This is a genomic window from uncultured Halovibrio sp., from assembly GCF_913056445.1.
In the GTDB taxonomy this organism is placed as follows: Bacteria; Pseudomonadota; Gammaproteobacteria; order Pseudomonadales; family Oleiphilaceae; genus Halospina; species Halospina utahensis_B.
This window is the reverse complement of sequence record NZ_CAJXMA010000052.1, coordinates 1-20,166: the sequence shown is the minus strand read 5'-3', so window position 1 is coordinate 20,166 and position 20,166 is coordinate 1. Positions and strand designations below refer to the sequence as shown.

18 protein-coding genes are annotated in these 20,166 nt (G+C 61.6%); 7 read left to right on the top strand and 11 right to left on the bottom strand.

Annotation, left to right across the window (positions count from 1 at the left end):
- Nucleotides 1-11: 11 nt before the first annotated feature.
- From QZ501_RS10670 to QZ501_RS10625, 10 genes are all read right to left on the bottom strand, one after another.
- Entirely contained in the window at nucleotides 12-506 is a 495-nt protein-coding gene (locus QZ501_RS10670) for a nitrate reductase cytochrome c-type subunit (RefSeq protein WP_295719357.1), read from the bottom strand.
- Between the two features lie 24 nt (nucleotides 507-530).
- Nucleotides 531-3,035 carry a nitrate reductase catalytic subunit NapA gene (napA, locus tag QZ501_RS10665; protein ID WP_295719355.1) on the bottom strand — a complete coding sequence of 835 codons (2,505 nt, stop codon included), beginning with the start codon at nucleotides 3,033-3,035 and terminating at the stop codon, nucleotides 531-533.
- Nucleotides 3,032-3,310, bottom strand: coding sequence for a chaperone NapD (locus QZ501_RS10660; RefSeq protein WP_160898003.1), 279 nt, complete (start codon nucleotides 3,308-3,310; stop codon nucleotides 3,032-3,034). The genes napA and QZ501_RS10660 overlap by 4 nt, the downstream gene beginning before the upstream one ends.
- Nucleotides 3,311-3,323: 13 nt before the next feature.
- On the bottom strand, nucleotides 3,324-3,500 hold the full coding sequence (locus QZ501_RS10655) for a nitrate reductase (RefSeq protein ID WP_160898002.1): 177 nt from the start codon (nucleotides 3,498-3,500) through the stop codon (nucleotides 3,324-3,326).
- Nucleotides 3,501-3,591: 91 nt separating this feature from the next.
- On the bottom strand, nucleotides 3,592-3,789 hold the full coding sequence (locus tag QZ501_RS10650) for a hypothetical protein (RefSeq protein WP_095617580.1): 198 nt from the start codon (nucleotides 3,787-3,789) through the stop codon (nucleotides 3,592-3,594).
- 2 nt (nucleotides 3,790-3,791) lie between these two features.
- Nucleotides 3,792-7,550, bottom strand: a complete 3,759-nt coding sequence (locus QZ501_RS10645) for a translocation/assembly module TamB domain-containing protein (protein WP_295719351.1) — start codon at nucleotides 7,548-7,550, stop codon at nucleotides 3,792-3,794.
- The gene (locus tag QZ501_RS10640) at nucleotides 7,550-9,274 is read right to left on the bottom strand and encodes an autotransporter assembly complex family protein (protein WP_151438938.1); all 1,725 of its coding nucleotides are present in this window, start codon (nucleotides 9,272-9,274) and stop codon (nucleotides 7,550-7,552) included. Before QZ501_RS10640 ends, QZ501_RS10645 begins: the two co-directional genes overlap by 1 nt.
- A gap of 56 nt (nucleotides 9,275-9,330) precedes the next feature.
- Complete coding sequence (locus QZ501_RS10635) at nucleotides 9,331-9,981, bottom strand: hemolysin III family protein (RefSeq protein WP_160898000.1); 651 nt, start codon at nucleotides 9,979-9,981, stop codon at nucleotides 9,331-9,333.
- A gap of 57 nt (nucleotides 9,982-10,038) precedes the next feature.
- Complete coding sequence (locus QZ501_RS10630) at nucleotides 10,039-11,442, bottom strand: wax ester/triacylglycerol synthase family O-acyltransferase (protein WP_160897999.1); 1,404 nt, start codon at nucleotides 11,440-11,442, stop codon at nucleotides 10,039-10,041.
- Between the two features lie 120 nt (nucleotides 11,443-11,562).
- Nucleotides 11,563-11,829 carry a hypothetical protein gene (locus QZ501_RS10625; RefSeq protein ID WP_095617585.1) on the bottom strand — a complete coding sequence of 89 codons (267 nt, stop codon included), beginning with the start codon at nucleotides 11,827-11,829 and terminating at the stop codon, nucleotides 11,563-11,565.
- Between the two features lie 131 nt (nucleotides 11,830-11,960).
- On the opposite strand from QZ501_RS10625, the gene QZ501_RS10620 reads away from it, so the two are divergent.
- Together QZ501_RS10620 and QZ501_RS10615 are read left to right on the top strand one after the other, a co-directional pair.
- Nucleotides 11,961-13,022, top strand: coding sequence for an ion transporter (locus QZ501_RS10620; protein ID WP_202405513.1), 1,062 nt, complete (start codon nucleotides 11,961-11,963; stop codon nucleotides 13,020-13,022).
- Nucleotides 13,019-14,488, top strand: coding sequence for an amidase family protein (locus tag QZ501_RS10615; RefSeq protein ID WP_295719346.1), 1,470 nt, complete (start codon nucleotides 13,019-13,021; stop codon nucleotides 14,486-14,488). The genes QZ501_RS10620 and QZ501_RS10615 overlap by 4 nt, the downstream gene beginning before the upstream one ends.
- Before the next feature lie 66 nt (nucleotides 14,489-14,554).
- On the opposite strand, the gene QZ501_RS10610 is transcribed toward QZ501_RS10615, so the two are convergent.
- Nucleotides 14,555-15,892 carry an acetyl-CoA C-acetyltransferase gene (locus QZ501_RS10610; protein ID WP_295719344.1) on the bottom strand — a complete coding sequence of 446 codons (1,338 nt, stop codon included), beginning with the start codon at nucleotides 15,890-15,892 and terminating at the stop codon, nucleotides 14,555-14,557.
- A 284-nt stretch (nucleotides 15,893-16,176) separates the two neighbouring features.
- Here QZ501_RS10610 and QZ501_RS10605 point away from each other — a divergent pair, with 284 nt between their 5' ends.
- The 5 genes from QZ501_RS10605 to QZ501_RS10585 form a co-directional block, all read left to right on the top strand.
- Nucleotides 16,177-17,604 carry a 3-oxoacyl-ACP reductase gene (locus QZ501_RS10605; protein WP_151438933.1) on the top strand — a complete coding sequence of 476 codons (1,428 nt, stop codon included), beginning with the start codon at nucleotides 16,177-16,179 and terminating at the stop codon, nucleotides 17,602-17,604.
- Between the two features lie 309 nt (nucleotides 17,605-17,913).
- Nucleotides 17,914-18,441: a hypothetical protein gene (locus tag QZ501_RS10600; RefSeq protein WP_295719342.1), complete on the top strand. Its 528-nt coding sequence runs from the start codon at nucleotides 17,914-17,916 to the stop codon at nucleotides 18,439-18,441.
- A 32-nt stretch (nucleotides 18,442-18,473) separates the two neighbouring features.
- Nucleotides 18,474-18,812: a type II toxin-antitoxin system RelE/ParE family toxin gene (locus QZ501_RS10595; protein ID WP_295719340.1), complete on the top strand. Its 339-nt coding sequence runs from the start codon at nucleotides 18,474-18,476 to the stop codon at nucleotides 18,810-18,812.
- A gap of 16 nt (nucleotides 18,813-18,828) precedes the next feature.
- Entirely contained in the window at nucleotides 18,829-19,137 is a 309-nt protein-coding gene (locus QZ501_RS10590; protein ID WP_295719338.1) for a helix-turn-helix domain-containing protein, read from the top strand.
- Nucleotides 19,138-19,256: 119 nt separating this feature from the next.
- Nucleotides 19,257-20,166 (top strand): hypothetical protein (locus tag QZ501_RS10585; RefSeq protein WP_295719336.1); only part of this gene is annotated, 910 nt, incomplete at its 3' end.

Here is a 20,166-nt window from a genome sequence, read left to right as displayed (position 1 = left end):
CAGCCATTGTTTCATTCCGCGCCTCCCTGGCCGTCACCGGCTTCGGCCAGCCGCCGCAGCACTTCATCCACCGTCTCAAATTGGTTCTCCACCAGCGGATCCACGTCCGTCTGCGGCACATGGCACTGGGTGCAGAAGTAACGGTCCGGTGAAACCGCCGCCAGCACCTGTTTGTTGCGATCCATGAAGTGGGTGATGCTGACCATGGGTGCCCCGCTCTCCGGTGAGGCGCTGCGGCTGTGGCAGTCCAGGCACTGGTTGAAGCGCTTGTCCAGCTGGTAGCCGTCAATACTGTGGGGGATCACCGGCGGCTGTTCCGGATAATTGCGCTCCTCGCGCCCCTTGCGGTCGGTAACCCCGGCAATGGGCGGGGCCGACGGCGTTGCGCTGTAGCCGGCACCACGCAGGCCATCCGGCCTGGGCGCGTCCGTCGTCTTCTCAGCCGCCACGCCCATGGCCAGAACGGTGAGCACCAGAAGGGTTACAGTCGTGATGAAGCTTTTCATGATGGGCCTCTCTGTTCCGGTGCCTTAAGCCAGGTCCACAAGTTCCAGGCGGACCGCGCATTTCTTGAAGTCAGTCTGCTTGGAGATGGGGTCCGTGGCGTCCAGTGTGACCTTGTTGATCAGCTTGCCCGCGTCGAAGAAGGGCACGAAGATCAGTCCCCTGGGTGGATTCACGCGGCCCCGTGTCTCGACCCGGGCGCGGATGGAGCCCCGGCGACTGACCACGCGTACCTCGCTGCCACGACGCATGCCCTGTTCCCGGGCATCGTCGAAGTTCATGTAGACCAGAGCATCCGGCACGGCCTGGTGCAGCTCCGGCACCCGGCGTGTCATGGACCCTGTGTGCCAGTGCTCCAGAACCCGGCCGGTGCACAGCCACATGGGGTATTCATCATCCGGACTCTCGGCCGGCGGCTCATCGGGCACCGCGAAGATGCGGGCGCGGTTGTCGTCGTTACCGTAGAACTGCCAGCCGGTGCCCTCTTCCACGTAGGGATCCAGTCCCTCGCGGTAGCGCCAGCGGGTCTCCTCGCCGTCAATCACCGGCCAGCGCAGGCCGCGCACTTCGTGGTAGGTGTCGAAGGGCGCCAGATCCTTACCCTTGCCCTCGCCGAAGTTCCGGTATTCCTCGAAGATGCCCTTCTGGATGTAGAACCCGAAGTCCTCGGATTCATGGTTCGGGTAACCCTCGCGCATCTGATCCAGCGGGTAGGCATCCACGTTACCGTTGGCGAACAGCAGGTCGAACAGCGTTTTATCCCGCAGCTCCGGTGCCTTCTGCAGCTGCTCCTCCGGCCAGACCTCGTCCAGCCGGATGCGCTTTGAAAGCGCCACTGTCTGCCACAGATCCGAGCGGGACTCGCCCGGCCCGCTCACCAGCTGGTAGAAGAACTGGGTCCGGCGCTCGGAGTTGCCGAAGGCCCCCTCCTTCTCAACCCAGGAGGCGGTCGGCAGGATCAGGTCCGCGCACTGGGCGGAAACCGTGGGGTACATGTCGGAGACAATGATGAACGACTCCGGGTTGCGCCATCCGGGATAGGTCTCCTGGGCTGAGTTCGGGCCGGCCTGGATGTTGTTGGTCACCTGGGTCCAGTAGACCTTGAGGTTGCCGTCACGCAGCTGGCGGCTCTGCTCCACGGCATGGAAGCCGACCTTCGAGGGAATGGTGCCTTCCGGCAGTTTCCAGATCTTCTCTGCCTTCTTCCGGTGATCGGCGTTGGCCACCACCATGTCCGCCGGCAGCCGGTGCGCGAACGTGCCCACCTCCCGCGCAGTGCCGCAGGCGGAAGGCTGGCCCGTCAGCGAGAACGGGCTGTTGCCCGGGGTGCTGATCTTGCCGGTAAGCAGATGCAGGTTGTAGATCAGGTTGTTCACCCACACACCCCGGGTGTGCTGGTTCACGCCCATGGTCCAGAAGGTCATCACCTTGCGGTCGGGATCGGCGTAGAGCTCGGCCAGGCGTTCAAGCTGGCTTTCCCGTACCCCGGATTCGCGCGCGGCGCGTTCGAGGGTGAATTCGCTGACGTGCTCCCGGAATTCCTCGAAGCTCATGTCCGACCAGCTGTTGGGGTTGTCCGCGTTCTCGGCCTCCTGCTGGCGCGGATCCTCGGGCCGCAGCCCGTAGCCGATGTCAGTCACGTTGCGGACGAACTTCGTGTGCTTATCCACGAAGTCCTGATTCACGCTACCGGACTGGATGATGTGGTTGGCGATGTAGTTGAGGATGACCACGTCCGCGTGCGGATGCATGACCATGCCGTTGTCCGCCAGGTCGAAGGAGCGGTGCTCAAAGGTGGAGAGCACGGCAACCTCGGTGTCCGGGTAGGACAGGCGCCGGTCCGTGACCCGGGTCCAGAGCACCGGGTGCATCTCCGCCATGTTGGAGCCCCAGACCACAAAGGCATCCGCCTCCTCGATGTCGTCGTACACGCCCATGGGCTCATCGGACCCGAAGGTACGCATGAACCCACCCACGGCCGAGGCCATGCAGTGGCGGGCGTTGGGATCGATGTTGTTGGTGCGGAAGCCTGCTTTCATCAGCTTGGACGCGGCATAGCCCTCCCAGATGGTCCACTGGCCTGAGCCGAACATGGCCACGCTGTCCGGGCCATGCTCGCGGATGGCCGTCTTGAACTTCTCGGCCATGACGTCCAGCGCTTCGTCCCAGGACACCGGCTCGAACTGGCCTTCCTTATGGTACTGGCCATCACGCTTGCGCAGCATGGGCTGTTCCAGCCGGTCCTTCCCATAGAGGATCTTGGAGAGGAAATACCCCTTAACGCAGTTGAGCCCCCGGTTGACCTCGGACTGGTTGTCACCGTGGGTGGCGACGATCTGCCCGCCCCGGGTGCCGACCATGACGCTGCAGCCCACGCCACAGAAACGACAGGCGGCCTTGTCCCATCGCAGAGAGGTCAGCTCCTGGTTGGTGATCAGGTTACTGGCGCCGGCAGGGATTGCCATCCCCGCCGTGGCAGCAGCAGCCGCGGCGGCATTGGCCTTGGCGAATTCCCGACGTGTCATGGTCATGGCTGGATTTCCTCCGGTTGATCCGCTTCCTGGGCGTTGAGGATCTCGTGGTAGATGAGATTGACGGTGAACACGCCGGGGCGATCCCGGCAGGCATCCATCAGGTCAAGAATGGGCTGGCGACCCTCGCTCTCGGTGATCAGCACCAGCTTCCCGGCCGGGTCCGTGCCGCGGACTTCCACCTCAGGGTGGGCGCCGGCCCACTGGCTCAGATCATCCAGGGACTCCGGGGCCACCTGAACGAGCAGGCTCGCGATATGGATCTCGTCTGTCATGGCGGGGCTCCCACTAGCCTGTCGGAGGGCCGGGCGGGCCCATCAGCTCCTGGAACATCCAGACGCCAAAGCCATAACCGCCAACGACCATGAAGGTCACCAGTGGGAACAGAAAAACGATCAGGAAAAGGAAGAGCCCGATTTCGTGTTTTCTGCGGTCTTCTTCAGGCACCTGAGCCGGGTCCGTCATGAGGGCCTCTCTTGTTATTGCCGCATCGTGGTTCCATCTAATCACCACTGGCTATCGAGGCCATTGCGAAAAATCAACATCCGGAAAGACGCTACACAAGGTTGCGACGCAGTAGCAGTTTGACCAGCCGGATCTGGGGGGTATCAGTGGGGTAGCTCTGCAGGTACTGATCCCGGAAACGGATCATTGTTTCCCGGTTGTGGATGAAGTGCGGGTCTATTCCGGTCAGGCGCCGGATCACCCGACGCTCCCGGGGCGTGAGCCGGATCTGGTCACCATGGACAAGCATGGTCAGTCTCCCGGTTTGCCAAAGTCTGTCCGATAGAATAGATCGAGTGAGCTGGCAAGACCACTGGCGGCTTCCAGATAGAGGTTGCGCGACAGGTCGTAACGCAGCGCCATACGGCTGACGGGCTGGAACAGACCCACGCCGTAACGCAGACTGAGCCTGTCCGTCAGGTAGCCGGAGGCCACCACACTCGCCTCCTCGCCCCGCCCCTCGGTCTCAAGCTGCAGGTCCTCGATCCCGACACGTTCACCGATCTCGCGGGTGAGCGGCGCGGTGCGGGCCAGCCCGAGATTGATCGCAGCCCGCTCCATGGCATAGCTGTCGCTCTCGCTTTCCAGTGGCCGGCCCAGTGTCAGATACGCCAGCGCCTGCTGCTGGCTCATCGGGGGCTCGGAGAAGATCTCGGAGCGCGGTTCGTCCGCGGGGCCTGTGATCCGTATGCCGGCCGTCACGTCGTCCACAATCCGCACCGCCTCGATGTCCAGGAAAGGCCGGTCAATGGGCCCGGAGAACAGCAGTGTGGCGCGGCGGATGCGCAGATCCTGGCCATAGAGCTCATAACGGCCATTACGCAGGTTGAGGTTGCCATTGGCCACCATGTCGTCGGCCAGGTTCAGGCGCCCCTCAAGGTTCCCTGTCACACCGAAACCGTTGAAATCCACACGCTCCTCCCCGATCCGCACGTCCAGGTCCAGGGATAGAGGCATGGGGCCGGCGTCGGGTTCCTCGCCTTCAATCACCGTATCGCCGGATACACCAACGGCAGACTCCGGGAGGGATTCGATCACCACGCTTCCGGAAGGAACACGGACCTGGCCGGAGACGCCAACCCCCTCCTCTCCGTAACGCAGCATCAGATCCGGGAAGACCGTCAGCTCTGCGTAAGGCGGCACACTCACCGGCAGCGACTCAGCCACCAGGGAAATCTCTGCCCTCGGCCCATCGGCCCAGCTGGCCGAGCCTTCAATCCGGCCCTGGCCCTCCTCACCGCTGCGCCAGTTCCCGTCGATCCTTGCTTCCGTGCCATCGATGCGCGCTGTTGCACTCAGTTCAGACAGAGGGAGCGGGAGCCGGGGGTCGCGGATCTCGCCCTCCGACAGGGCCACCTCCCCCTGCATGGAAGGTGATGCCACGGGCCCGCTGACATCCAGGCGCCCCGCCAGCCGTCCTTCCACGGTGTCCAGGTCCAGGAAGGGACGGATCAGGGCCAGATCCAGCGCCTCCAGATTGAGCTGGCCGTCCACTGGCATGCCCTCCTCCAGCGGCCTGAGCGCGGCATTCAGGTCAAGCTGCCCGATCTCCGGGCCAGCCAGATCCGCGCTCAGCCGTGTGCGCTCAGGCCCGAAATCCGCGGCAACCCGCAACCCGCTGTACTCAAACGGCAGCCACTGCCAGGCCTGCTCGCCCTCCTGCTCATCCACCTGCGCGTCCAGATTGTCCGGATCCACGTCACGGCGCAATTCAACCTGGCCGCTGCCGGCATCAATCCATGCCCGCCCGCGTGGCCCCTGGTCATCCAGTTCCAGCGTGGCATGGGCATCCAGGGTGTCTTCCCAACGGAAGGTCGGTGGCAGCAGGGGCCTGAAGGCCCGGGTGGGCAGATCCGCCACACCCAGCTTCAGTGAGGGCGCCGGATTGAGCCGCTGATCACCGGTGCAGAGACGGGCACCGCCCCAGCGCCAGCAGTGGGCCCCGAGGTGGGCCTCGCCATCCCGGGCGAGCGTCAGCCTGGCCGGGGTCGCCATCAGCCAGTGCTGGCCCGGAAGTGCGACACCACCGCCGTTGAGGGTGGCCTGCCAGCCTTCACTCCCCCAGGCGCCTGCTGCGCTCAGTCGCAGATTTCCCTGGCGGTGCATCAGGGACAGACCGAGCTCATGATCGGCCAGGGACCCGTCAACCCTCAGCTGGCCGGATTCCAGCCGCTGCTCCCGGGCTTCCAGTCCCGAGAAATCCACGCGGGCCCGGGCCGCACCGTCGTCGGCCAGACCCGCCTCACCCTGCAGCTGCCTGAGTTCGATGCCGTACTCCTCAATCGCCAGATCCCGGGCGCTGAAGGTCATGCTCCCCTTCGGGTCGCCAAGCAGATGGCGGCCACTGGCACGCCCCTCAAGCTGCCCTTCAAGACCGGACCAGAACTGGCCCAGTACCGGCAGGTTCCATTCCAGCTCCGCCTGCAGCTGCTCCGCCTGGCGGGCGGAACCAGTGAGTCCATTGTCGCCGAAACGCAGCTCCAACGCGGGGATCTCCCAGTGTTTCCCCTCCAGACGGACCCCCGTTTTCAGCCACAGAGCCTGGCCCCGGAGGCCGCCCGCCAGCTCCAGCGAACCATCCCCTTCAGGACCGTTATCCGTCATGCGGCCGCTGCTCCTGAGATGACCACTGAGCACCCCATCCAGCTCCGGCAGACGCCGGCCCGGCAGTAGATTCTCCAGTGCAAGGTCCGTACGCCACTCAAGGCCGCCGGACCACCCCACCCCCAGATCGCCAGCAGCACGCCCCAGTGCACTGGCCAGACCCAGCCCCTCAAGGCGGGCCCGACCGAAGTCGCCTTCAACCGGTGTCCGCAGCCATACGGGCCCTTCCCGTGTGAAGAGCTGCGCATCCAGGCGCCCGGTGTACTCGCCGTCTTCAAGCGCAAAATCCAGGCCGGCATCGCTCACGGCCACCGGCACCGAGGGCAGATCCGGGACCAGCCGTTGCCAGGGGAAATAGTGCCACGCCAGCGAACCACTGGCGCTCAGCCCATCACTCCAGCTTACGCTGGCGCCTCTGAGCACCAGCGAGCGCGCCCCCCCCTGGTCGTCCGAGACGGCAAGTTTCTCGATGCTTGCCTGTTTGATGGTGGTATGCCCTTCCAGGGACACATCAAGCCCGGGTTGGGTGGCAAGCACCGCATCCCCCGCGACGGACCAGCCTTCATCCAGATCGCCGCTGGCATCGAGCACCAGATCCCTCAGCGCATAGTGCGGTGGCAGATCCGGTGTTGCCGCGAAATGCTCAGCGCTCAGTCGGGCTTCGGCGGGGACTCCTGGCTCCAGGGGGTTCACCCGCCCCTGCAGGCGCGCCTGCCAGGGGTGGCTCATACGGGCCATCACATCCAGCGCGCTGACCGTTCCGGCCAGCTCCGCCGTCAGATTCAGCTCTCCGGGGAAATCCGTACCCGTTTCATAACCCAACTCCAGTGCCAGATCCACCGGCCAGTCCCCCCTCATTTCGAGGGACCCTTCGGCCCTGGCATCCAGGCCCTCCCTGATCACGCGCAGTGAATCAAGCTGGAGAGTGCCGCTGCTGAGTGTGGCCCTGGACTCAATCGCTTCGAGGATCAGCGTGTCGTTCCAGCTGATCCGGCCCACATCCAGGTCCGCGATGGATACGGAAAGCGGCAGCCGGATGGCGGGCAGTTCAATGGCGTCACTGGAGGCTTCCGAGGCCTCGCCCTCAGGAAGGGAGAGCGCCACCCGGCTGGCATGGAGTCGGTCCACGCAGAGTTCCAGTGTGAAGAGGCACCCGGGGGACCAGGCGAGGTCCACGCCCTCCAGCCGGGCCTCTGTTCCCCGGCCGTCGTCATAGACAACGCGCTCCGCACGCCAGGCACTGCCCAGCGAGCCCTGGTAACCCGCCACTTCCAGGCCAGGGACCTGTTGGATGACCCAGCGGCTCCCGCTCTCGGTGAACAGCAGCCAGCCTGCCACCGCCATCACCACCAGCAGGGCCGCCACCGGCAACAGCATCACTGCCCAGAGAACACGGCGACGCATCATCAGAGTTCCGGCCCCATGGAGAAATGAAGGCGGAAGTTCTCGGGTTCATCCAGCCCCCGCGCAATGTCCAGGCGGATGGGTCCCACTGGTGACACCCAACGGATGCCCACGCCCACACCGGTTTTCAGTGGATCCCCCAGATCATCAAAGGCATTGCCTTCATCCACGAAAGTCGCCAAGCGCCAGCTGTTCGACAGTGGGTACTGGTATTCGACGCTGCCGGTGAGCAGGAAGCGCCCGCCAACATTGTCGCCGTCCTCATCCGTCGGGCCCAGGGTGCGGTAACCGTATCCACGCACGCTCTGGTCACCACCGGCGAAGAAACGCAGAAAGGGTGGTACCTGATCAAATTCATTGGTTCCAATGCCGCCGGCGCGCACCCTTGCGAGAAAACGGTGCCCGTTGCCCACGGTGATCAGCCCACGGGCCGAGGCGACCAGATGGATCACATCAATGTCAGAAAGCAGGTCACGTTGGCCACCGGAACTTTCAAACTGGAAACGATAGCCCCTGGAGGGATCCACCGGGGAGTTGCGGTAGAGATAGCTGTAGCTCAGGCCCGGCAGCACCAGGACCGTACGCTGTTCACGGTCGTCGCCCACGCGGAAACGGACCTCCTCGCGCTGCAGCGAGACCACCTGCTGCCACCCGGAATCCAACTCACTCTGCCACTGGCCACCCAGGCTGATCCGACGGGAACGCGTATCCTCGATGTCTTCATTCTGGTAGGAGCCAGTAAAGCGCAGAGAATCCGTCATGGGTGGATTGAGCGGCAACTCATAGTAAAGGCCGGCATTCTGGCGTGGCCGCGAAACCTCGAACTCCATCCCGCGGCGGTGCCCCTGGGGGTTCACGTAGTGCTGGTCCCAGGTGGCCCGGAGGCGGGGGCCCACGTCGGTGCTGAAGCCCACGCCCGTTCCCAGTGAATGGCGTGTGCGCTCATCCAGGGTGACATCCACCGGAATCTCCCCGTTGTCAGCCGCTCCCGGATCAGCGTCCACCAGAACCTCACTGAAATAGCCGGCACCTCTCAGGTCCTGGGTCAGTTCAATCACACGATCCGAATGATAGGGCGTTCCCGGCTCAAACCGCACGAAACGCTTAAGCAGATCCTGCTCAAAATAGATGTCCTCAGGGAAATGGGCTTCTCCCAGGCTGTATCGCGGGCCGCTGTCATACAGCAGTCGGATTTCAGCCTCGCGCTCATCCGGGCGCACCCTCAGCTCGCGGGTAACGAACTCGCCATCGAAGAAACCATGCGTCTGGGCACGCCCCCGCAGGAAGCGCTTCACCTGTTCATAGTGCCCATGATTCAGGACATCACCGACCTCCGGGCGCAACCGCCCGGGCACCTCGAACGCCGCCAGGTCGGCCCCCTCGCCACGCACCTCAATGCGCACACTGGTCAGGCGCACCGGCTCGCCGGGTGCCACTTCAAGACGCAGCACGGGCGGATCCCCCTCCACCACCTGGTAGCGGATGTCGCCGTCGTAATAGCCGAGTGCGCGGATGGCTTCCGTGGCACTGTCCCGGGCATGGGCGGCGAAACGGCGCAGGGAGGCTGCATTGCGGTCCCCGAGATCCCCTACATGGGCACGGATGTTGGACTGGAGGGCGTCGTTTTCCGGCTCAACAATGACCTCGAGTTCCGCCGCACGGACTCCGGCCACGGCCAGGATCAACAGCGGGAAAAGCAGAAGCCGGAGAACTTTCGGGGTCATCATCCACGCATGATATCAGCCCCGAAGCGCACAGCCACGGGCTCGGCGCAGTAAATTCGTCAGCTCTGCCAGGCGGTCAGGAAACCGTTATAGACGGCAAAATAATGCAGGGCGCCCCCGGCCAGGACAAACAGGTGCCAGATCGCGTGATTGTAGGGAATCCGATTCAGGAGGTAGAAGACCACCCCGACCGTGTAGGAGAGCCCACCGGCCACCAGCAATGCCAGTTCGGTCACCCCCAGGATAGCGGGCAGCTCCGTGGCTGCCACGACCACCAGCCACCCCATCACCAGGAAGGTGGCCACCTCGAGTGCCCTGTAGCGATGGCCGAATACCAGCTTGAACACAATGCCGCCCACAGCCAGCCCCCAGATTATGGCGAACAGGGTCCAGCCCAGGGTCCCACGCATGTTCACCAGCAGGAACGGCGTGTAGGTGCCGGCTATCAGCAGGAAGATGGCGCAGTGATCGAACATCTTGAAGGCCCGGCGCAGTGTTGGCCGGCGCGCGCTGTGGTACAGAGTGGAGGCTAGGAAGAGAACCACCATGCTGATGCCGTAAACCGTGGCGCTGGTGATGGACCAGACATCGCCATGGAGGACAGCCAGCGCTATCAGGACAATGGTCCCTGCAAGTGCCAGAACCGCCCCCAGGCCATGGGTCAGGGCGTTCCAGATTTCTTCGACGGGATGGAAATCAGCGTTGCTCATGGCCTGACAATACAGTGAACAGCTGTGCACTGTAAAGGACGGGGCCAGCTTCTGGACTCAGTCGCGCGCAGTCACCCGCGCCTCAAGTTCATCCAGCGCCTCACCCGTGTACACCGCGAGGCGCTGCATGCTCGGCAGGGTATCCCGGCAACCGGTATAGCCGAAGTTGAGCGAGCCCGCGTAGCTCAGGCAGGTGATGTTGAGCGCGCCGCCATGGGTCACCAGGGAGACCGGGTACATCGCCTCCATGCGGGCGCCCTCGTAGTACAGGGGTTCACTCGGCCCGGGGACGTTCGAGATGGTGACATTGAACACCGGCCGCATGCGCCCACCCAACCCGGAGACCAGCTGCAGGATGTAGGGCGACATCAGCATCATGGTGTACTGGTTCAGAACCTGCCGCGGCAGACTCTGGAGATGCTCCTTGGCTTTCTGGGTGGACTCCTTGATCTGCTCCAGCCGCGCCATGGCATCCGGCTCATCGGTCGCCAGGCTGGCGATCATGAAGCTGATCGCCGTACCGGTGCCCTCGTCATCGGCAGGCCTCACATTGACCGGGATCCCCGCCGTCAACGGCTCTTCCGGAAGGGCGTCCTGCTCCAGCAGGAAGCGGCGCAGGGCGGTGCCACAGATCTGCAGTACCACATCGTTCAGCGACGCATCCGTCCTGCGGCAGATGGTCTTGAGACGATCGAACTCATAGAGCTGGGTCGCAAAACGACGCTGACCGGTGATGCGATTATTGAGGATCGACTGCGGGCCCACGAAGGGCGCGGTCAGCTTGCTGTCCTTGCGCCGCCAGGCGGCACTGGCGAGGCGCCCCACCGCCGCCGCCAGCTGCGGGGTAGAGCCAGCCTGGATGCGCAGCGCCTCAACCGCCTGCTCAAACGCCCCCTGAACCGAGGTAACCCCCTGCCCGGCCTGGGAGCGGCGCTGGCTGGGCTCAACCGCCCAGGGTGGTGGCATGTTGGTACGGGCGGGATCCGTGGTCAGGATCTTCTGCATCAGGCGTACACCACTGATGCCATCGATCATGGAGTGGTGCATCTTGGTGTAGAGCGCAAACCGGTTGCCCTCAAGCCCTTCGATGATGTGGCACTCCCAGAGCGGGCGATCGAAATCCAGCGGGTGCGAATGCAGACGCGAGACCAGAACCCCCAGTTCACGCTCACTGCCGGGCTTCGGCAGGGCCGAATGGCGCACATGGTAGTCCAGGTCCAGATCCTGGTCCTCAACCCAGGCCGGCACCAGACTGCGCCCCAGGCGGCTGCCACTGAACAGCTTATACTTCCAGGGCGCCTGGATCTCACCCGCATTCTTCATGCGCTCAACCATGTCCCGCAGGAAGGTCTCAGGCGCTCCCTCCGGCAACGAGAAGATCTGCATCGTGCCCACATGCATGGGCGTGTCTTCGGACTCGACCTTGAGCCAGGACGAGTCCAGCACACTCATTCGCTTCATCGGGAGCCTTCTCCTTGCATTAACACCGGGATGGTTGCATCAGCGAACGGGCATTCTACCTGAAACATTCTGTTACAGAAGGCCCCTGTAGGACTTTGGTCCGATTTAACACCCCGACAGTCAGACACCACCCTGTTTGGTGGGCGGCTCCTGATCCGGATCAGGCGAATAGCCCAGTCTGTTAAGCGCGGCCAGCACCTGATCCAGAAGCGGGGTGCTGTCGCCCGGCATGTTCTCGTCATCCGCCACCGTCAGCTCACGCGCGTCGTACTCCCAGCGGCGCAGAATCCGGATGCGGTCATCAGTGCTCAGCTCCCCGGCGGTTACAACCTCATCCGGCGTAGTGAACACGGCTGCAGGGTCAACCAGTGCTTTTTTCAGGTCCATGACTCACCTCCTCTTTCCGTCCTTCCAGCGTAGCACCAATGGGGTCACGCTGCCGCCAGGTCGCCGGGCCAGTGCGTGACAGGCTCACCTTTGCTATAAAGAGCCCTCAAGGCACGTCATAAGGATGCAGTGTGCTCACCATCAACCTCCGCAACCTCCGCACCAGCCACCAGACACTCTGGTTCGCACTGGATATGCTGATGCTGGTGCTGCTGGTCATCAATCTTGTCTGGCTTCTGTTTGATTCCCTCTATGCGGTGGATGTTCTGAGAGACCTCCTTACTCAACAGGTGCCGGCCTTCACCGCTTTCTACAACCCCATACACCGGCATTTCCTGTTCTACGACCTGATGTTCATCGGGATTTTCCTGAGCGAGTTCGCGGTGCGCTGGGTGCATGCGGTCTACCGGCGGGAGTACCAGCGCTGGTACTTCTACCCCATCGCCCACTGGTACGACCTGCTGGGCTGCATCCCGGCTTCCGGAGCCCGGATCCTGCGTTTTCTGCGCGTTTTCAGCATTGTCTATCGCCTGCAGAAATACGGCGTCATCGACATCACGAACACACGCCTTTTCGAGTTCCTGCGCTTCTACTACGACGCGTTCATGGAAGAGCTTTCCGACCGCGTGGTTATCAAGGTGCTCAGCGGCACACAGGAGGAAGTGAAACGGGGCTCGCCCCTGGTCCGGCGCGTCCAGGAGGAAGTCCTGCTGCCCCGAAGGGATCTGCTTGTGGACTTTCTCTCCGCCCGGATCACCCGCTACGCGCGGGAAGGCTATATGCCCAGACAGCAGGAACTGCGCGCCTACCTCAATACCCGGGTGATTTCAGCCATGAACCGCAACCGGGACCTGGGCCGCATCCGTGAACTGCCGGTATTCGGCAGCTGGGCCTCGGGCACCCTGGATCGCGCGGTGGGCGACATCACCGCCGAGGTGATTGAACAGATCCTCAATGACCTGAGTTCCCCCGACAATCACGACTTCGTGGAGGATCTGGTCGATGTGCTGCTCACACCCCACGAACGCGAGAATTCCGAAGCCAATACGGCTGTCATACAGGGCGTGATCGAGACACTGGAACTGGTCAAGGACCAGGTGGCCGTCAAGCGGTGGCAGGAAACGCTGGCGGAAAAGGATGAACAGAAGGCAGCCGACAGAGCGACCCGACAAGAGCAGAAGGCATCAACATGAGCGAATGGCTGGATCAACCGGCACGGGACCTGGCCGGTGCACTCCGTACCGGCAGCATAACCAGCGAAGCCGTTACGGCTGAACTGCTGGCACGCATTGACGCACGCAACGCGCCCATCAATGCCGTCATCCACCTCGACCGTGAACGGGCCCTGGATCAGGCCCGGGAACGCGACCGGCAACGTGAACAGGGCGAACACTGCGGCGTTCTGCACGGACTGCCCATGACAGTGAAGGACGTCTGGGAGGTGGCCGGCATGCCGACCACCGCTGGCTCCTCCTCCCTGCAGGCACACCGGCCCAAGCGGAATGCCGATGCCATCCAGCGGCTTGAGGAAGCCGGCGCCATCATCATCGGCAAGACCAATGTGCCGCTCTTCGCCTCAGACCTGCAGACCTACAACCGCCTGTTCGGCGTGACCAACAACCCGCGGGATCTGGGGCGGACGCCCGGTGGTTCATCCGGCGGCGCCGCAGCCGCCCTTGCCGCGGGCATGACACCACTGGAGGTAGGCTCGGATGTGGGCGGCTCCATCCGAACACCGGCCCACTTCAACGGCGTATTCGGGCACAAACCCAGCCGCGACATTGTCTCCCTGCGCGGCCACATCCCCGGTCCTCCGGGCACCCTGACGCAGCCGGACCTGGCCGAAGGCGGCCCCATGGCGCGCACGGCGGACGACCTGGCCCTGCTGCTGGAGGTCATCGCCGGCCCCAGGCCCCACGAAGGTCCACAGTGGCAGCTGTCACTGCCGGCCCCCGGTTTCAGCCGCCTGGATCAGGTCAGGGTCGCCACCTGCTTCCATGACCCGGCCTCGCCGGTCGCGGATGCCCTCACACGCCATTATGAGGATCTGGCAACACGGCTGGCGGATGCCGGCACCAGCGTGTCGCGGGCTGAGCATGAGTGGCTGGATCATCGCCAGCTGATGCCCCTCTATCACAACCTGCTGGGCAGCCTCCTGGGCACCGGCTTCCGGCCGAAACAGCGCCGCCAGCTCAGGCTGATGGGCTATATGCTCCGGCTCTTCGGGCGCTGGATGCGGATGCCCCCTGGGCTGGAGCAGTACATCCTCGGCGTGAATCAGCCGGTCCTCAACTGGCTTCAGCATTCAGAACAGCGGGAAAAGGCCCGGGCGGCCCTTGTAGAGGATCTCTTCGGCACCGCCGACATACTGCTGACGCCGGTGACGCCCACCACGGCCATTCCCCACAACCGCAGCCAGCCCATGTTCCGCCGGAAGATCCTGGTGGATGGCAGGGAGCGGCCCTATACCGACCAGATGCACTGGATTGCGCTGGCCACCACACTGGGGCTGCCAGCAACGTCGGCCCCGGTTGGCGTGGATGAGAACGGTCTTCCGTTCAACATCCAGATTATAGGCGCGCCCGGCCAGGACCGGGCGACCATCGAGTTTGCACGCCTGATGGAAGAACAGGGGCTGAGCGGGTTCCGCCCCCTGTAGGAGCGCTTGCCTCGCAAGCGATCAGAAACAATCGCGAGCAGGCTCGCTTCTACAGGAGTACTGGCCTCAGTTACGCTCCACGATAGCGGTCACACCCTGGCCGCCGGCGGCGCAGATGGAGATCAGGGCGCGTCCGCTGCCTTTCTGCTCCAGCAGCTTGGCCGCGGTGGCCAGAATGCGGGCACCAGTAGCGGCAAAGGGATGGCCCGCCGCGAGACTGCTGCCCTTAACGTTGAGCTTGCTGCGGTCAATGCTGCCCATCGGCTTGGCGCGGCCGAGCTTCTCCTTGCAGAAGGTCTGATCCTCCCAGGCCCTGAGGGTGCACAGTACCTGTGAGGCGAACGCCTCGTGGATCTCGTAGAAATCAAAGTCCTGCAGTGTGAGGCCCGCCTTGTCCAGCAGCCGCGGCACGGCGTATGCCGGCGCCATCAGCAACCCCTCCTTCTTGCCGACAAAATCCACGGCGCCTGTTTCAACGTGGGTCAGATAGGCACGCACCTTCAGGCCACGCTGCTGCGCCCATTCCTCGCTGCCCAGCAGCACGGAGGACGCGCCATCGGTCAGCGCTGTGCTGTTGGCCGCCGTCATGGTGCCCTTTTCCTTATCAAACACCGGCTTGAGCTGCGAGAGTTTTTCGAGTGAGGAGTCCGGACGCAGGATGTTGTCCCTCTCAAGCCCGGCCAGCGGCGTGATCAGGTCACTGAAGAAACCTTCCTCATAGGCCGCAGCCAGTTTCTGGTGGCTCTCAAGCGCCAGCTGGTCCTGCTCCTCACGGGGAATGCCCCACTCATGCGCGGTCACCTGCTGGTGCGCCCCCATGGACATGCCCGTACGCGGCTCGCTGTTCTCCGGGATCAGCGGCACCAGGTGCTTCGGGCGGAAACGGGCGGCAATCTTCAGTCGTTCCGTATTGGTTTTCGCGCGGTTGAGGTCCAGCAGCAGTTCACGCAGGCCCTCACTCACACCGATGGGGGCATCCGAGGTAGTGTCCGTGCCCCCCGCGATACCCACATCCACCTGGCCCAGAGCAATCTTGTTGGCAACCAGGATGGCCGCTTCCAGGCCCGTCCCACAGGCCTGCTGGATATCATAGGCCGGGGTTTCGGGAGCCAGCCCGGAGCCCAGAACGGTCTCGCGGGTCAGGTTGAAGTCACGGGAGTGCTTGATGACAGCACCGGCGACCACCTCACCCAGGCGCTCCCCTTCCAGGCCGTAGCGGTCCACCAGCCCACGGATGGCGGCCGTCAACATGTCCTGATTGGAAAGCTTACTGTAGGCGGTATTGGAACGGGCAAATGGAATACGGTTGCCGCCGAGAATGGCGACCGGGCGCGGCAGCGTGGCAGCGGCCCCATTCCCCTTGCTCTGCCTGCTCTTACTGGAAGTCGATTTTGCTTGTGCCATTGCATTATATCCCTGTTGCTTTCGAGACGCGGAGAGAATCGGGTGCATACTGTGCGGATTGCATGCACAGCCTCATTGGCTGAGGTGACGCTTCCGGGTGACAGCCGGTTCATTGCATTCAACGGGGTGAAAGCGCCCAATACAGCCACTTGAAAACGGCCGGGAAGCTCCCTGCTGTGACCCTTTTCCAGGGGATCCGTTACCATTCAGATGTTCACAGAATGTAACATATCTCCGTTATGAATCTGAAAATGTTCCATTCCGACTGACCAGGGGATACTGCTATGTCCGATCTCTACCTCAAATTCGTGAATACATCTGTCGGGAAACAGGCCGCATCCTCGCTCGGCCTTCCCGCCCCCATTGAGCTGGAACGCTGGAAACGCCAGGACCAGTCGTTCATCGAGGGCAAGGTGCTGGTGGGCGCCGGCCCCAGGCCGCGGGCTCTTTCCGCACTGGGTGAAACCCTGCGCGGCAGTCCGGCCACACTCTATTCCCCCGAAGGGCCCGCCACGCTGGGTGAATCCTCGGCACTGGTGGAAAGCGGCGTTGCCAAGACGCTGACCATGGAGGACGAGGCCATCGCCGAACACAAGTTCAAGGCACTGGTCTTCGACGCCACCGGCATCCGCGACACCAGCGAACTGCGTTGCCTGTATGACTTCTTCCACCCCACCATCCGCCAGATCGCCAGGTGCGGGAGGGTGCTGATCGTGGGCACGGATCCGGCCTCCTGCAAGAACCCTGCGCGCGCGGCGGCACACAAGGCGCTGGAGGGCTTTGTGCGATCGGTGGCCAAGGAGATCGGCAAGAAAGGGGCCACTGCCCAGCTGCTGTGGGTGGCCCCCAATGCCGAGAACCAGATCGAGTCCTCGGTGCGCTTCTTCCTCTCGCCCAAGTCCGCCTACGTGGACGGTCAACCAGTGCGCATCGGCAAGGGCAGCGGCACCAAGGGCCGCACCGCCGTAAATACCAATGCCCCCCTGACTGGCAAGGTGGCACTGGTCACTGGAGCCAGCCGCGGCATCGGCGAGGCGATTGCCCGCACCCTGGCCCGGGACGGCGCGCGCGTGGTCTGCCTGGACATTCCCGCCACCATGGAGGACCTCAATCGCGTGGCCGAGGACATCGGCGGTTCACCGCTGGCGGCGGACATCACCGAGGACAATGGCCCGCGCCTGATCGCGGATCACCTGGAGGACGAGTTCGGCGGCATCGATATTGTCGTTCACAACGCCGGCGTCACCCGCGACAAAACCCTTGCCCGCATGCCGGAGCACTTCTGGGATATGGCCATCGCCGTGAACCTTACGGCGGAGGAACGGATTGACGAGGAACTGATGGAGCGGGACCTGGTGCGCGAGAACGGCCGCATTGTCTGCGTCTCCTCCATTGCCGGGTTCGCGGGCAACTTCGGCCAGACCAACTATGCCGCCTCCAAATCCGGGGTCATCGGCTATGTGGAGAGCATGGCGCGGCAGCTGAAGAACGGCATCACCATCAACGCGGTGGCGCCCGGCTTCATTGAAACCCAGATGACCGCCGCCATGCCGGTGACCATCCGCGAGGCCGGCCGGCGCATGAACAGCCTTTCCCAGGGCGGCCTGCCGGTGGATGTGGCGGAAACCATCGCCTGGTACTGCAATCCGCTCTCGCGCGGCATCAACGGCAACGTGGTGCGTGTGTGCGGGCAAAGCCTGGTCGGTAAGTAAGTCCGGGCGGTCCCACCAATGCTGTAAGAGCTTGCCTCGCAAGCGATCAGAGATATCGCGAGCGGGGCTCGCTCCCACAGGGTACAGACCCACCAGTAATACATAGACCTCGGGCGCAATCGTAAGGCGCTTCAGGCGAAATCTGGACGTAAGAAACAGAATAGAGGGGGAAGAAATGGTGGGTGGTGCTTCCACACAATAACCACCGTAATCAACTATTTTTAAAACAATCTCTCCTTTGGACCTTATAAATATACCCCCATAAGTACCCCCACTTTTTCACGCCGATACGTTGAGGGAATCTCCGCAATGGAATGCACCTACCGCCGGGACGAATCCGGTTTCATCACGTCTACCGACCCTGCCGACTGGACAGCCCGCGTTTACCTCGACGCGCATACGCATCTTGAGCCTACCGCCACTGAACCGCTGCCAGACTGGCCTGACGTCGTCGTAGACTGGCACTCCATAGGCGACGGAGCTGGCTGCGGCACTGAACGCGCTCTGAGCCTCGCAGTGACTGAACAATCGCGACTTGTTGAGCACGTCGGGCGACTCCGCAAGCGGGCGAGGCTGTCCCTGGCCCAGACGGCCAGGCACTGGGATCTGTCGGTATTCGCGCTCACAGAGATGGTCCAGCGGCTCGCTGTCGCCAATACGGAAGCAGAGGCGACTACGGCCAGCACTGTCGATGCCAAGCACGCAGCCCTGCTGGCGGATAGTGACACCGGTGCGGATCAGGACTGGCAAGGCGAACGCACCGTATGGACGTTTGCTGATGGCTCTACGCTGATATTGCAAGATTCGGAGATTGAAAATAGCCTACACGCAATATAGTATTGGGGCTATAATAAGATATAGGAGACCCCATGTGGACAATTCAAACAAGAAAGGTTTTTGAGCAATGGTTAGACCAGCAGAGTGATGCGGACCGAAAAGAGATCTTGGCGCTTTTGAAGGTGCTTCGTGTGAAGGGACCGATGCTGTCTCGCCCTTATGCGGATACCCTCAAGGGCTCGTCAATGTTGAATCTCAAGGAACTGAGAGTACAAAGCGAAGGCAACCCCATCAGGGTTCTGTTCGCATTTGATCCGGATCGCCAGGGTGTCATCCTGTGCGGCGGACATAAAGGCAATGAAAAGCGCTTTTACCGGGATATGATCGCCCTGGCTGAAGCAGAGTATGACAAGCATCTGAAGGGGCAATAGCTCTGAGGTGGAAATTATGAGTGTACGTGACGGTCTCGACGAACTTCTGGCGAAAGAAACACCGGAAACGATTGAAGAGATCAATAATAGAGCGGATGAGATCCTTACCGGGATTCGGTTGGGTGAAATCCGTCAATGGCTGGAGAAAACCCAGGTTGATATGGCTGAAGCCATGGGCGTGGCTCAGCCAACAATCGCAAAAATGGAGAAATCCGGCAACGATCTACGGTTAAGCACGCTTAAGCGCTATGCCGAGAGTGCCGGCGCGAAGATTTCTGTTGATATTGAGCTGCCGGATGGCACGCATCGAGGCATCAACCTTTAGCTCGAGGTGGAGGTGATATGGCGGACCAACAGTGTTTGGAAAGCGGTACCACCCAGATATCTTCGTTCATCACTGCAATCCGATCGCCGACATTTATGACAGTTAGATAGTTTAAAAACATGAATCGATTCTATCGTATACGACACCTGAATGATCTCTTCGAAGCCTTTCCAAAACTGACTCTCTCAGAGATAGCAGATATCATCTGCGAACATGAAATAGATATATACATAACAATAAAAGAAGACCACACCTTCATAAATGAAGTCACGACTGCGTTAAATCGTAACGCACTCGTTCCTAATAACGAACTATTTGGCGTAGAATTTAACCCAGTGCATAGTGAAATAATCGGTGCTGAAGTTGACTCGATATCTTTACTTAAATTGGGAACACTAGGTTTTTCCAGTATCGAAGAAACGTCATCCCTCCTCGTTTACGATCGAGAAAATCTGAAGAAGATTTCAACAACATCTTATAAGGAAACGCAGATCCCATATTGGGAGCCAGGATACCTTTCATTCACTTTCAAGATAGGACAAAAAAACACCAGCACGAGATCATATAAAAATCCGTCACATTTTAGGCGCTCCTCTATATATTTCGGATTGGACGATCTCTTTATAAAAGAATCGGATAAAGATAGCATCATCGAAACGATAGAATCAAAATACCCTACTCATCCAGAAATCCTCCAGGCTTTTGAGGAGGGATGGATGTCGCCTTTTCTGTTCACTTTAAATAAACTGGCGTACAGATATAAAGACGAACTGAACAATGCACAGAAAAAAGAAAAAGAAGAGTTACAAGAACTATTGCTAAGTAAGATACCAGCTGAACTCACTCAAAACCACAAGTCATCTTGTCTTGAAAACCTAAAAAAGCTAATTCTCCCAGATCATCTAAATGGGTGGAAGCTAGAAAAATCACAGAGTGTATTCGAGTCATTTTACCCCCCTTCTTCGTATCTAGCCATAGCAAACCAGTGGGCAAAAAATGAAATCGAATTTCAACAAGGTCAGCATCAAA